The following is a 13,946-nucleotide window of genomic DNA, read 5'->3' on the forward strand; positions in this document are numbered from 1 at the left end:
TTTGATTATATCATTAATCACTTAGAAAAACAGATGAAAAAAATACCAATGTCGTCAATATACGCATTGGTATTTTTATAAAATTTAACTTTTAAAGCCAGATTTTAAAAACTTAAAACCCTGACAATTGGCGTAAAGCTGCTTTTAATAAAGCTTGGGTGGTCGTTACATCATCAGATTGTGCTGCTTTGATCGCTGCTTGAGCTTCTTTTTCTTTATAACCAAGGCTGATCAAGGCACTTTCTACTTCAGCAATGATTTGCATCGGATTGGCTGATGTGGTATCGGCAAACAAACCATCGCTTGGCTCTGCACTCATATCACCAAATTCTGCCAATTTGCCCTTTAAATCAAGAATGATGCGCTGAGCGGTTTTTTTACCGATACCCGGTACGCGCACCAAGGCGACATCATTATCTTGATCGACCGCGCGTTTGATTTCGCTTGCGGTTAAGGTTGAGAGCATGGCAACTGCCATTTTTGCGCCCACACCATTGATTTTAATCAATTTACGAAACACATCGCGGTCTTGCTTATCAATAAAGCCAAACAAGCTGTGCGCATCTTCGCGCACCACCAGATGTGTATAAACACTGATGTGATTGCCCAAAATCAATTGGCAAAAAGACGGGATCGGCAATTCAATCTCATAGCCCACCCCACCTGCTGTCATCACGCAGGCGACAGGCGCATTCAGCGAATGCACCTGCCCTGTAATCATGCCGATCATTTATTTATAATACCCGACCATCGACTCTAGGCTGATTGGGCGGATCTTGCTGGCATTACCCGCTGCGCCAAAGGCTTCATAGCGTGCCACACAGATCTCTTCCATCGCTTTCATCGATGCTGCTAAGTATTTACGCGGATCAAATTCAGCAGGATGCTCGTTCATGAACTTACGAATCGCACCAGTAGATGCTAGGCGCAGGTCGGTATCGATGTTGATTTTACGCACGCCATGCTTGATGGCATCGACCAACTGCTCAACTGGCACGCCATAAGTTTCACCGATAGCACCGCCGTTTTCGTTGATGATTTTTAGCCATTCTTGTGGCACTGAGCTTGAGCCATGCATGACAAGATGGGTGTTTGGCAGTGCTTCGTGAATTTCTTTGATGCGATTGATCGCTAGGATGTCACCTGTTGGTGGGCGCGTGAATTTGTACGCACCATGTGAAGTACCGACAGCAATAGCAAGCGCATCGACATTGGTATCAGCGACAAACTGACGCGCTTCTTCGACAGAAGTCAATAGCTGACTGTGGTCAAGCACACCTTCTGCACCCACACCGTCTTCTTCGCCCGCCATACCAGTCTCAAGACTACCTAGACAGCCGATTTCGCCTTCGACAGACACGCCACACGCATGAGCCATTTTCACCACTTCGCGAGTCACGCTGACATTATAGTCATAATCTGCTGGGGTTTTGCCGTCTTCTTTTAACGAGCCATCCATCATCACTGAGCTAAAACCAAGCTGAATTGAGCGTTGGCACACTGCAGGACTAGTGCCATGGTCTTGGTGCATAACCACAGGAATGTGTGGCCACTCTTCGATAGCTGATAGGATTAGATGACGCAAAAATGGCGCACCTGCGTATTTGCGCGCACCTGCCGATGCCTGCACGATAACCGGTGAATCGGTCTTGTCCGCTGCCATCATGATGGCGCGCATCTGCTCAAGGTTATTGACATTAAATGCCGGCAAGCCATAAGCGTGCTCACCTGCATGATCCAGTAGTTGGCGTAGTGAAACCAGTGCCATGAGTATCTCCCAAATTGGTTTAGAATATGTCCGAAATTTTAGGTCATTTTCAGTGCTGATTATAGCAAAATTTTAGCCGCAATGCACTGCAAGTTTGTATAACTGCATAAAAAACAGCATTGACAAACGCCGTTCATCAATGCTGTTTTGCCAATCTATGATCAGCTTAGTATTTTTGATCTTCAGGAACTTTTGCTTCTGCGGTATCAGCGCTTGCTTCTGCAGTTGCTGTCGCTTCATTGGCAGGCGCAACTTCTTGTGCAGCCGCTTCTGCTTCTTGTGCTACTTGCTCAGTAGCTGGTGCTGCTGGTGCTTCAGCCGCTTTTTCTTCTTGCTTTGAGCAGGCTGCCAGTGCCAATGCAGCCACTGCTGCAACCAATGCGATCTTTTTCATAATTAATCTCTCTTGTTGATTGCCTGTCCGATGTAGGATTAGTTATTGACACACGATAGTTTAGCTTGCAAACGCAAATTTGACAAGTGCAATAGCCAATATGCAACAAAAAGTAACAAAGGCTTGAGTAACGCGTGTCAATACTAATTAATTGTTGCTCTGCTCTAACGCAGCAATCGCAGGCAAGGTCTTACCCTCGACGAACTCAAGGAACGCGCCGCCGCCTGTTGATAGGTAGCTGACATCGTCTGCCACTTGATATTTATCAATCGCTGCCAAAGTATCACCGCCACCTGCGATGCTAAAGCCTGCGCTGTCTTTGACTGCTAATGACAAAATCTTAGTACCAGTGCCAAATTTATCCACTTCAAACACGCCCACAGGGCCGTTCCAAAGGATAGTCGCAGCGTTTTTAATGTGATCGGCGATGATATTCGCGCTATTTTCTGAGATGTCTAGAATCATATCATTATCACCGATATCAGCGACTGACTTGACCACCGTATCCGCCTTAGCCAGCGAACCTAGAAAATCTTCAAAATCAATCTGTGATTTGTCCGCAACCACCACTTCATTTGGTAGCAGAATCTGAGTTTTGCTCATGATTTCTTTAGCGGTGTCGATCAAGTCAGGTTCGTATAGTGATGCACCGACATTCACACCTGTCGCTGCAAGGAAAGTATTGGCAATACCGCCACCGACGACGATGCTGTCACATTTATCAGCTAGGCTTAATAATACATCCAACTTGGTTGATACTTTTGAACCACCAACGATCGCAAGTACAGGCGCGGCAGGATTATCAAGCGCGCGCGATAAAGCATTCAGCTCTTCGGTCAATAGATTGCCCGAACAGACAGCTTTGCCTTGAGCAGCAGCGGCACGAATCACACCTTCGGTCGATGCTTGTGCGCGGTGCGCAGTACCAAAGGCATCCATCACAAAGACATCGCACAGATTGGCATATCGCTCAGATAGCTCTTGAGAATTTTTCTTCTCACCAACATTAAAGCGCACATTTTCAAGTAGTACAAGCTCGCCTGTCGCCACTTCTACGCCGTTTAGATAATCAGTCTCAAAGCGCACTTTGGCATCCAAATGCTTGGCAAGATACTCAGCCACAGGCGCCAAAGAATACTTTGCTTCAGGCTCGCCTTCTGTTGGGCGACCCAAATGTGACGCCACAAGCACCGCCGCACCTTGTGCCAATGCATCTTTTAGCGTCGGCAAAGCCGCTTGCAATCGCACATCACTGGTGATGACGCCATCTTTAATCGGCACATTCAAATCTTCACGAATCAATACGCGCTTGGCTGCTAAATCCAGATCTTTCATGGCGACGATAGACATACTGTATCCTTTTCTTGGCTAAAAATTGTATAAAAACTGTACAAATTTTGGGGCAAAACTATTCAATCACCCACAAATTTCGCTAAATTATAAAGAAATCAGCCAGTAGTTGCAATAATGATAAATTTAGTGAATGCTATGATAAATTTGATAAATATAATAAATGTTTGTAAAAATCACCCATTGATTTGGCAATGATCACATCGATCAGCCCTGCCCATTGGCGTGCTGCTCAAAAAATGCCATCGCCGCGCGGTTTTTACTGAGCAAATTCATCACTTCACTGCGCACAAAACCAAAGCTGTGCAAATCCGCCACACCTGATGCAAATGCAAAATTAATCATAGAAAAGCTGTGCATCATCAGTGCGTTATACCCTTTAACCGCGCGCTCATAGTCGTGCAGCAGCCGCGCGTCAAGCTTGCGGTGCTGATGTTTGTATTTATCCACGCTATCAAGTAGCGCGATGACATCTGCCAGACCTAAGTTTAGCCCCTGCCCTGCCAATGGATGCACGCCATGTGCCGCATCGCCCATCAGCCCTACGCGACCGATATGGTAGCGCGCCGCCATTTGTGCCGATAGGGGGAAGCTTGCCACCGATTCTACCTGACTGATCGCACCAAGCTCAAAGCCACTTGCCTGCTCAAGCTCATGGAGTAAAAACTGCGGATCTTGTTTAAATTTGTCTAAATAATCATACGCCAAAGCACTTGGCAGCGTCCACACCACCGATTGCCAATGACCGCCATCATCCGCGTGCAAATCCGCCAATGGCAACAGCGCCAAAGTCCCAGTCGGTAGCATCGCTTGACGGGCGGTTTGACCATGTGGCTTATCAGTATGAATGGCGCAGCAGATGGCAGTTTGATGATAATCAAGGCGCGCAAGCTCAATGCCAAGCGTCGTGCGCACCATCGAGCCGCGACCATCTGCACCAAGTACGATGCTGGCTCTGGCAGCGTACGACTGATTATCCATGACAAATCGCACCATCACACCATCACTCAGTACATCAAATGCCATGCCATCGCCTAATAATTGTGCGCCATAGCCAATGTGCAGATGATCGCTAAGCATTAAGGATTTTTGCCACAAGGCATGATCAATCACCGACGGCTCAACCATCGAACCCAAAATACTTGGATGAAGCACATCATCACCGCCGAATTTCAGCTCACCGCGCCCATCTTTTGCCCAGACCTGCATGGCGGTATAATCAGCGCGGCGCGTCATGTTCTGCCATACGCCGACGGCGTCAAACAGTGCAATGCTTGCGGTATTGAGCGCATAGACACGCGCATCTCGCTGAGCTAGCCGCTTCGCAAAATCATCCGCGCTCGGTGCAGGCTTATTATCCAACAGCAATACCGAATACTCACGCTGCGCCAAAGCGATCGCACACGCCATACCGACTGTGCCTGCACCGATGATGATAAAATCGTAATTTGTTCGTAATTTCACCAATTTATCCAAATAATCAACGAATTTATTGCTTGCTATTATAGCACTTTAATACACTTTAGGTAATCTCATAAATCTCCTTGGGACAATTGGGACAATTTACACCAAAATCCCCAAAATCTGCCCAAAAACACACTTAATACATCATTACCACACACCACCTTTAACACAAACAAAAAGAAGTAAGCCCTAGAATCTCCACCAATTCTAGGGCTTACTCCAACTTTATTTAATCACTAAGTCATTGAAATACTTAGTTATTAAATACATTAGCAGCGATAGTACAAGTCAAACTCAAGTGGGTGTACCGCTTCGTTCATCTTGTGAACTTCTTGCATTTTTAGGTCAATATATGCATCAATCATCTCTTTACTAAACACATCACCCTTAAGTAAGAATGCATGATCTTCTTTAAGTGCTTTTAGGGCGGCTTCTAGGTTTTCTGCCACGGTTGGGATCAATGCTTCTTCTTCCGGTGGCAAGTCGTACAAGTTCTTATCAGCTGCCTCACCTGGGTCGATCTTATTCTCGATACCATCGATACCCGCCATCAATAGTGCAGCAAAGCAAAGGTATGGGTTCGCTGCTGGATCTGGGAAGCGCGCTTCGATACGCACGGCTTTCGGGCTTGATACATGCGGAATACGGATCGACGCTGAGCGGTTCGATGCTGAGTACGCAAGCTTAATCGGTGCTTCAAAGTGTGGTACTAGACGCTTATAGCTGTTCACCGTTGGGTTGGTGATGGCATTCAATGCACGAGCGTGCTTGATGATACCACCGATGAAGTGTAGTGCAGTGGTTGATAGACCTGCGTATTCATCACCAGAGAAAGTGTTCACGCCATCTTTTGAGATTGACATATGCACATGCATACCTGAGCCGTTGTCACCGACGATTGGTTTTGGCATGAAGGTTGCAGTTTTGCCAAATTGGTTCGCGACATTTTGTACGACATATTTAAATTGTTGTACTTCGTCCGCTTTTTTCACTAGGGTATTGAACGATACACCGATCTCAAGCTGACTAGATGCAACTTCGTGGTGATGTACTTCCACGCGACCTTCGCCCATGATGTCTTCGATGCGATCACACATTACCGCACGCATATCATGGTAGTGATCGACTGGTGCAGTCACCGCATAGCCACCTTTGACATGTGGACGCTGACCGTTGTTGCCCCATGCGTAGTCTTTGTTCGTTGACCATGCAGCAGCTTCTGATACGATGGTGTTGCGCGCACCTGATTGGTCGATGTCCCATTTCACTTCATCAAATACGAAGAACTCTGGCTCTGGACCGAAGAATGCAGTATCACCGATGCCAGTTGATTTTAGATAAGTTTCAGCGCGGCGAGCGATAGAGCGTGGGTCTTTTTCGTAGCCTTGTAGTGTAGCAGGCTCGATGACATCACAAGTGACCACCACAGTTGGTGCTTCAAAGAATGGATCAACATAAGCAGTCTCTGGATCAGGTAGCAAGATCATGTCAGATGCTTCGATGCCTTTCCAGCCAGCGACTGACGAGCCGTCAAACATTTTGCCATCTTCTAGAGTGTCTTCATCGACAGTATTGGCAGGGAAAGTTAGGTGTAGTTCTTTACCATGGGTGTCGGTGAAACGAAAATCCACCCATTTTGCGCCTGATGATTCGATCAAGTCAAATAGCTTGTTTGACATAATGCTCTCCTTTTTTGATATAAAAGCTTGATTTTTTAAAAGCTTGTGAAACGATGCTGAAGTGGTGAATCCAGATCAGTTCTGTTGAACAAATTGAACCAATTCACCGTCTCTTCATTGGCTTGTGAATAATGATACGCCTTTTTTTGGTAAAGGTAAAGGGTCAATCAGCAAAAATTATGCTATTATCATAAAATACTATAAATATATAAAAATTCATGATAAAACCTGCTAAAATGGATAGTTTTTCGAAGTAAATTTCTATAACTTATTGTATTTTAATGTTTTTATTTTCATGATAAAAATTCGTTGAATATTTAATTATAAATTAAAAAGTTAAAATATCATGATATTTTCTAAATATATAAGATATTATTATATTTTCATATGTTTATATAATTAAAAATACTGAAAATTTGGGGATTTTTCGCATCTTTCAACCTGCCTTGTTGTAGTTTTCTAATGACAATTGACAAATTTTTGGTATAAAAAATCACACCATCAGTAAAATAGTGTGATTTTATAGTCGTTATCAAGTTTTCTTGATGATCTTATCAATTTTATCAATCAATCTGGCAGATTCATCTGTGAAGTATCAGGATTTAATCCAAAATAAAACACCACCGTCGCCACAAGGCTATTGACCACGATAAACGCCCAATCAAAACTATCATGATCAAGGATAAATCGCCCAATCAGCGCCGAGACACCAAGCATAATCACAAAGCAAACGATGAGCCATGATAGGATGATCGGATGCGTGCTGGATGTAATCTCGCCTGATTTGCGCTTGGCACGCAGCAGCTTAAGATTAACCATAAAAGCGATGACATAGACAATGCTACCCATCAATAAATAACCCAAAAATCCCATGATTACTCCTTGGCTGTCGCAAGTTCGACGCGCGTTTCGTCACACGGCACTTGGTAAATCGTATTGACTGCACCCATCAGCGCGACAACATAGCTGCTATCGACAAAAGGATTGGTATTAGCAACTGCACTATCGATCTGCGCCAGTGCCATCACACCATCAGGACGCGCGATGATCTCGCCGACAACATCACTCACCGATAGATTGAGCGCGTTGGTTGAGAAGTGTTTCCAGCCGTCATTCTTAGGCTGCACAAGCAGTTTCTCAGGCTGATCCCATGTATCTGACTTATTACGCCCTTCTTTCATCTGCATGACATAGTTACCATTATCACCGCTGATTTTGATCTGTGCAGGCGCACCTTGTTCGATGGTGTAGCAGCCTTGAAAATTACTGCTTGGTGCTTGGGCGGACTGAGTAGGCTCGGCAGACTTGACAGGTGCTGATGCATCGTTCGAACAGGCGGTGAGTAGTAGTGCGCCAAAGATGGCGGCAGAACAGATTTTTGGCAAAAACATAATTTTCATGGCTTAAATAAAAGTTGTCCTATTGTACTGAAGTTTGTGCGCTTTGACTAGTGCTGTACCTGCTTGGATTTTTCAAAATTCACTAGCACATACCCTTTATTTCAAGTAAAATAAACAGATATCTTGATGGATTATACATTGAATTTTTTAATAAAAATCCCATCACAGGCAGCTGGATCAGCCCAAATTTACAAACCCAATGATAGAGCCCAAAGCACATTATGCCACCCAGACAAAAATCCAAATTCGAACAATGGTTTTCTCTAAGCCGACACAAGCGCCGTGCTGGCAGCGATAAAGTGGCGCAAGCACTAGCAAGTGTGGATATTGCTACGCTCAAATCGACCATCATTGATGGCGATGTCCCTATTTATACCTTTGGCTCGGATAAGGATCTGCAGACACACATCGCCAATCTACGCCAAGAGTTCATCGGCAGCCCAGAGCTGGCACACTATCATGCAAGCCTAATCGTGCTGATTCGCCGTGATATTGATGCGGTGGCAAATTTCGCCAAATTCAAGGCATTGTGGCAGACTGAGCGCGATTTTTTATTACAGACATTGAACACACGATGGCTAATCTCAGCGTGCGATACTTTTATTGATTATGATGATGACGCGACGCTACAAGCGATCTTGATGAATGCGGTGGTGCTGATCAATACGCTAAAACTACAAGAAACTGAACACCTGCTGTGTGATGTGTCTTTGCGCGAGAATGAGCAAACACGCACCCAACTACAAAACGAGCGCGTCACCTTATTTGATGGCACATCAGCATTCGCCGTCGGTACCGATGACAGCATTCGCAATATGCGCTGGCGACTGGATAAAGTGTGTGGCAGCCATGAGCTTGGGCAAATCGTCATCGAAATTTTTGAGCGATTATCCAACCCAAATCACGACACGGTATATAGCCGTTTTCGCAAGCGGCACACGCGCGAACGCACACGCTGGTGGTAAGTATGAAAATTTTATTGATCAATTTGGCGACATCGACTGAGCGTTTGGCATTTCAACAAGCACAATTTGCCAAGCTTGGGCTAAGTTTCGACATCCTACCTGCCGTGAGTGTCGATGATATTAGTGATGATGAATATCACCGATTGGCGTTTGGTTGGCAGCGACCGCTTCGAAAGGTGGAGCTGGCGTGTTTTTTAAGCCACAAAAAAGCTTGGCAAACTGTGCTAGAACATGGTAAGCCCTGCCTAATCATAGAAGATGATGCGGTACTGGTGCAGGATTTGGTGCAGCTATTGCACGACATTGAGACTGCCGCGCCTGTGGATACAGATTTGGTGAATTTAGAAGTGCGCAGCCGCAAAAAAATCATCAGCAAACGCCCTGCTACATCTTTATTAGACGGTCAGTGCCAATTGTATAGCCTATATCAAGATCGTACAGGCACTGGCGGCTATGTGCTATTCCCCACAGGTGCTGCCAAGCTGCTTGATCGACTACAGCACACCGCGCCTGCGACCGCTGATGGCTTTATCTACGCAAGCTATGAGTTGAACAGCTATCAGACCGAACCTGCGATGTTGATCCAACAAGACCAAATGCAAGCCTATGGGCTGACCGATGATCTACGTTTTGATTCGACCATTGGACGATCTGAGCATCATGCGGTAGAGTATGATAACCTTAGCCAAAAGCTGACCTTTAAGCTGCGCCGATTATGGGCACAGCTACGCATGGGACTGCGCCATCTGTCAGTCTTGAGCAAGGCACAGCGAAGATATATTGAATTTGATAAAGAACGATTTAAATGAAAAAAACTGTCGTACTAGCGATATTCACCCTACAAGGCAATGGCGCAGAACGCTTCGCTTTGACGCTTGCCAAAGGCTTGGTTGATGCAGGTCACGATGCGCATATCGTGTATTTTAAGCCCATTATCGATTTGCCAGTGCCCGATGGTGTGCAGCTACATTATTTTGATTATCGTCGCTATCGCATTTTGCCTAAGTTTATGCGCAGTGCTGTAGCGTGCGCCGCCTTTGATCGCTTTGTCATGCGTGAAATTGGCATGCCTGATTTAGTGTTATCCAATCTATACCCTGTCGATTTGATATTACATAAAAGCAAACTGCCAAATGTGCATTTTGTTATTCATAGTATTACAAGTGAAGAATACAAACCGATCAGCCAAAAAAAACTTGAACATTTAAAAAAAATCTATCAATCGAAACCGTGTATAGGTGTTAGCCAAGGCGCCGCTATGGATTTAAAAAGTTTGTTCGGCGATATGGTTTCAATCAAAACAATTTACAATCCAATTGATATCGAGCGAATCATACAAGATTCAAATGCTTATTTGCCCGGCATGGAGAATTATCTCATTTGTGTTGGTAAATTTAAGGATTCAAAAAGACACGATATTTTAATTCATGCTTACGCAAAATCGAAAAAATTAAAACCGCTTGTGCTTGTTGGTAAGGGAGAGTTACAGTCAAAATATCAAAACTTGGTAAATTCACTCGGCTTGGAAGATAAAGTAATTTTTGCAGGATTTCAAAAAAACCCCCTATCCCTGGATAAAGCACACCGATGCAATGATTTTAGCATCGGATTATGAAGGACTTGGCTTGGTAATTCTTGAATCTATCGCACTTGGCACACCGGTAATCAGTACCGATTGCCCATCGGGGCCCGCTGAGATTCTGCCAAGTCAAAATTTGGTGCCTGTACAAGACATAGAGGCGCTCGCCCAAAAAATGGATGAAGCTTGTGAAAATCCAAAAGTTTACCTTAGCCCATTGGCTGAAACATTTCATATAAATTATGCCGTTAACCGCTATCTTGAGTTAATTAAAAATTAATAAATATCATTAATAATTGAATAAAAATACCATGATCAACAAACTCACCTTTGGGCTATTTAGCCGAGAAGACACCAAAAGCTTTATGCGTCTGATGGCGTATGTCAAGCCGTATAAATTTCGCATCATTGTCGCACTGTTTGCGATCGTCGGCGTGGCTTTTACCGAAAGCTATTTGGCGGCGTTTATTGCTCCATTGGTGAACCAAGGCTTTGCCATCCCCGACGGTACGCCACCCATCAGAGAGGGTGATGACTTTATCGATGGGATTGAATATTTTGTTAATCAATTTACCTATATGATTTGGGGCACCGAAAATAAGGTATGGATTGTCCCTGTCTTTTTTATGGCTTTGGTGATTTTTCGGGGTATTTGTCGCTTTATTAGCCAGTATTTGATGACTTGGGTAGCGGTCGTTGCCATCAGCCATCTGCGCCGTGATATGTTTGATAAAATGCTTACCTTGCCATCAAGCTATTTTCAAGACACGCCATCTGGGCAAGTGCTGATGAATATCGTACAAATGGCCGAAAGCTCAATCAATAATGCCAGTAATGTCTTTATCGTGTTGACTCGAGATACACTGATTGTCACAGGTTTAGTGTGTGTGTTGTTTTATTTGAACTGGCAACTGGCTTTGGCGATTATGGTGATGTTTCCCATCTTGTCGGCATTGACACGATATTATCGTAATCGTCTAAAAACAGTTATTAATAATTCGCAATTATCTATCGGCATACTCAATAGTACAGTGACCGAAGTCCATCAAGGCCACCGTGTCGTCAAGCTATTCGGTGGTGAGTCACAGGCGACCAATCGTTTTTCCAGTATCAATGACATCATCGTACGGCTGAGCAAAAAAATCATGCAGGCTACTGCTGCCCGTTCGCCGATCAGTGAAGCGATTGGCTCATTAGCATTGGCATTGGTGATTTTTATTGCATTATGGCAAAGTCAAGCAGGTGTCACCACCATTGGTGAGTTTATGGCATTTATCGTGGCGATGATGCAGATGTTTGGCCCTATCAAAAACCTTGCCAATATCACCATCCCGATGCAGACGATGTTTTTGGCGGCGGATTCTGTGTGCCAATTTCTCGACACCCAGCCTGAATCCGATCACGGCAAAATTGAGCTGACACATATTCGTGGCGACATTCGATTTGAACACATCGATGTCGTGTATGAAGCCGATGGCAAAAAAGCCTTGGATGATTTTAGTCTGTCGATCCAAGCCGGCGAAAAAGTCGCCTTGGTCGGTCGCTCAGGTTCTGGCAAATCCACCACCATTAACCTATTGCCCCGCTTTATCATACCGACATCAGGGCAAATTTTAATTGATGATACACCGATTGATGATGTCAAATTGGCCAATCTACGTGCGCAGTTTTCATTGGTTTCGCAAGATGTGTTTTTGTTCGATGATACTTTGCTAGAAAATGTACGCTACTCACGCCCTGATGCCACGGAAGCTGAAGTCATGGCGGCGCTTGATGCAGCTAATTTGACAGAGCTGGTTCATAAGCACCCCCAAGGGCTCAATCAGCCGATCGGTGCTAATGGCGGTCAGCTCTCAGGCGGTCAGCGTCAGCGTGTCTCTATCGCGCGTGCGATTTTAAAAGATGCGCCGATTCTACTACTAGATGAAGCCACCAGTGCTCTAGACAATGAATCGGAACGCTTGGTGCAACAAGCGCTTGAGCGACTGATGCATGGTCGCACCAGTATTATCGTTGCACATCGCCTAACCACCATCGAACAGGCTGATCGCATCATCGTCATGGATGAGGGTAAGATTATTGAAGATGGTTCGCATGATGAGTTGATGGCAAAAGGCGGGTATTATGCCAAACTTCAAAATCTCAGCCTCCACGAGAAGGCATCGACCTAACCATGCTTCTGGACAACAATTATACTACATTTTTCCTTAAGTAATTGTCAGTCATTATTATGTATAATAGGTACCAAAACATCTGGTACCTATTTTTATGAACATCCTAATCACAGGCGGTGCAGGCTTTATCGGTTCAGCAGTGGTTCGCCATATTTTACAAACAACCGAGCATCAAGTGTTAAATGTGGACAAATTGACTTATGCAGGCAATTTAGAATCGTTATTGCCTGTATCTGACAATCCACGCTATCAATTTAGCCAAACAGATATTTGTAATCGTACAGAAATTGAGCGATTATTTAATGAATTTGCGCCAGATATTATTATGCACTTAGCGGCGGAAAGTCATGTAGATCGTTCTATTACGGGTTCAAGCGAATTTATTCAAACCAACATTATTGGTACTTATACCCTATTAGAAGTCGCTCGTCATTATTATCATGGTTTAAGCGATGATAAAAAGGCAACATTCCGTTTTCATCATATCTCAACCGATGAAGTGTATGGCGATTTGGAAGGCACTGACGATTTGTTTTTTGAGACCACACCTTATGCCCCAAGTTCACCATATTCTGCCAGTAAAGCCAGTTCTGACCATTTAGTGCGAGCATGGCACCGTACGTATGGCTTGCCTGTGGTGATTACCAATTGCTCAAATAATTACGGGCCTTATCATTTCCCTGAAAAATTAATTCCATTAACGATTTTAAATGCGTTAAATGGTAAGCCTTTACCTGTGTATGGCAATGGATTACAAATCCGTGATTGGCTCTATGTAGAAGACCATGCTCGTGCCTTATTTTTAGTGGCAACCACGGCAAAAGTCGGTGAGACTTACAATATTGGCGGACATAATGAGCAGAAAAATATTGATGTGGTCAAAGCCATTTGTGAATTATTAGAAGAGCTTGCACCAAATAAACCGACAGGTGTTGCTCAATATGCAGATTTAATTACTTATGTAAAAGACCGCCCTGGACATGATTTACGCTACGCCATTGATGCTAGTAAAATTGGAGCGGATTTAGGTTGGACACCACAAGAAACTTTTGCCACAGGCTTACGTAAAACCGTGCAATGGTATTTGGATAATCAAGAATGGGTACAACACGTTCAAAGTGGTGAATACCAAAACTGGATTAACAAGCAATATCAATAAGCCATAACAAGGTT

The 13,946-nt window shown here is 44.4% G+C and carries 14 protein-coding genes; 6 read left to right on the top strand and 8 right to left on the bottom strand.

The window, feature by feature from the left end:
- Positions 1 to 112 precede the first annotated feature (112 nt).
- The 8 genes from ruvA to NGM44_RS00540 all read right to left on the bottom strand — a co-directional run bounded on the left by ruvA (position 113) and on the right by NGM44_RS00540 (position 8,046).
- Positions 113 to 730, bottom strand: coding sequence for a Holliday junction branch migration protein RuvA (gene ruvA / locus NGM44_RS00505; protein ID WP_253223747.1), 618 nt, complete (start codon positions 728 to 730; stop codon positions 113 to 115).
- The gene (gene fba / locus NGM44_RS00510) at positions 731 to 1,768 is read right to left on the bottom strand and encodes a class II fructose-bisphosphate aldolase (RefSeq protein WP_253223748.1); all 1,038 of its coding nucleotides are present in this window, start codon (positions 1,766 to 1,768) and stop codon (positions 731 to 733) included.
- A gap of 166 nt (positions 1,769 to 1,934) precedes the next feature.
- On the bottom strand, positions 1,935 to 2,162 hold the full coding sequence (locus NGM44_RS00515; protein WP_253223749.1) for a lipoprotein: 228 nt from the start codon (positions 2,160 to 2,162) through the stop codon (positions 1,935 to 1,937).
- 147 nt (positions 2,163 to 2,309) lie between these two features.
- Entirely contained in the window at positions 2,310 to 3,512 is a 1,203-nt protein-coding gene (locus NGM44_RS00520) for a phosphoglycerate kinase (RefSeq protein WP_253223750.1), read from the bottom strand.
- Between the two features lie 207 nt (positions 3,513 to 3,719).
- Complete coding sequence (locus tag NGM44_RS00525; protein WP_253223751.1) at positions 3,720 to 4,976, bottom strand: FAD-dependent monooxygenase; 1,257 nt, start codon at positions 4,974 to 4,976, stop codon at positions 3,720 to 3,722.
- Between the two features lie 269 nt (positions 4,977 to 5,245).
- The gene (gene glnA / locus NGM44_RS00530) at positions 5,246 to 6,655 is read right to left on the bottom strand and encodes a type I glutamate--ammonia ligase (protein WP_253223752.1); all 1,410 of its coding nucleotides are present in this window, start codon (positions 6,653 to 6,655) and stop codon (positions 5,246 to 5,248) included.
- Positions 6,656 to 7,222: 567 nt separating this feature from the next.
- The gene (locus NGM44_RS00535; RefSeq protein ID WP_253223753.1) at positions 7,223 to 7,528 is read right to left on the bottom strand and encodes a DUF4149 domain-containing protein; all 306 of its coding nucleotides are present in this window, start codon (positions 7,526 to 7,528) and stop codon (positions 7,223 to 7,225) included.
- A 2-nt stretch (positions 7,529 to 7,530) separates the two neighbouring features.
- Entirely contained in the window at positions 7,531 to 8,046 is a 516-nt protein-coding gene (locus NGM44_RS00540) for a hypothetical protein (protein WP_253223754.1), read from the bottom strand.
- Between the two features lie 230 nt (positions 8,047 to 8,276).
- Between NGM44_RS00540 and NGM44_RS00545 the strand changes: the two genes are divergently transcribed.
- From NGM44_RS00545 to rfbB, 6 genes are all read left to right on the top strand, one after another.
- The gene (locus NGM44_RS00545) at positions 8,277 to 9,020 is read left to right on the top strand and encodes a hypothetical protein (RefSeq protein ID WP_253223755.1); all 744 of its coding nucleotides are present in this window, start codon (positions 8,277 to 8,279) and stop codon (positions 9,018 to 9,020) included.
- A 2-nt stretch (positions 9,021 to 9,022) separates the two neighbouring features.
- Entirely contained in the window at positions 9,023 to 9,829 is an 807-nt protein-coding gene (locus NGM44_RS00550; RefSeq protein WP_253223756.1) for a glycosyltransferase family 25 protein, read from the top strand.
- Positions 9,826 to 10,635 carry a glycosyltransferase gene (locus NGM44_RS00555; RefSeq protein ID WP_253223757.1) on the top strand — a complete coding sequence of 270 codons (810 nt, stop codon included), beginning with the start codon at positions 9,826 to 9,828 and terminating at the stop codon, positions 10,633 to 10,635. The genes NGM44_RS00550 and NGM44_RS00555 overlap by 4 nt, the downstream gene beginning before the upstream one ends.
- Entirely contained in the window at positions 10,613 to 10,879 is a 267-nt protein-coding gene (locus NGM44_RS00560) for a glycosyltransferase (protein ID WP_253223758.1), read from the top strand. Before NGM44_RS00555 ends, NGM44_RS00560 begins: the two co-directional genes overlap by 23 nt.
- 31 nt (positions 10,880 to 10,910) lie before the next feature.
- On the top strand, positions 10,911 to 12,770 hold the full coding sequence (gene msbA, locus NGM44_RS00565; RefSeq protein ID WP_253223759.1) for a lipid A export permease/ATP-binding protein MsbA: 1,860 nt from the start codon (positions 10,911 to 10,913) through the stop codon (positions 12,768 to 12,770).
- 97 nt (positions 12,771 to 12,867) lie between these two features.
- Positions 12,868 to 13,932 carry a dTDP-glucose 4,6-dehydratase gene (gene rfbB / locus NGM44_RS00570; protein ID WP_253223760.1) on the top strand — a complete coding sequence of 355 codons (1,065 nt, stop codon included), beginning with the start codon at positions 12,868 to 12,870 and terminating at the stop codon, positions 13,930 to 13,932.
- Positions 13,933 to 13,946: the final 14 nt, after the last annotated feature.

Source organism: Moraxella sp. FZFQ2102, from assembly GCF_024137865.1.
Classification (GTDB): domain Bacteria; phylum Pseudomonadota; class Gammaproteobacteria; order Pseudomonadales; family Moraxellaceae; genus Moraxella.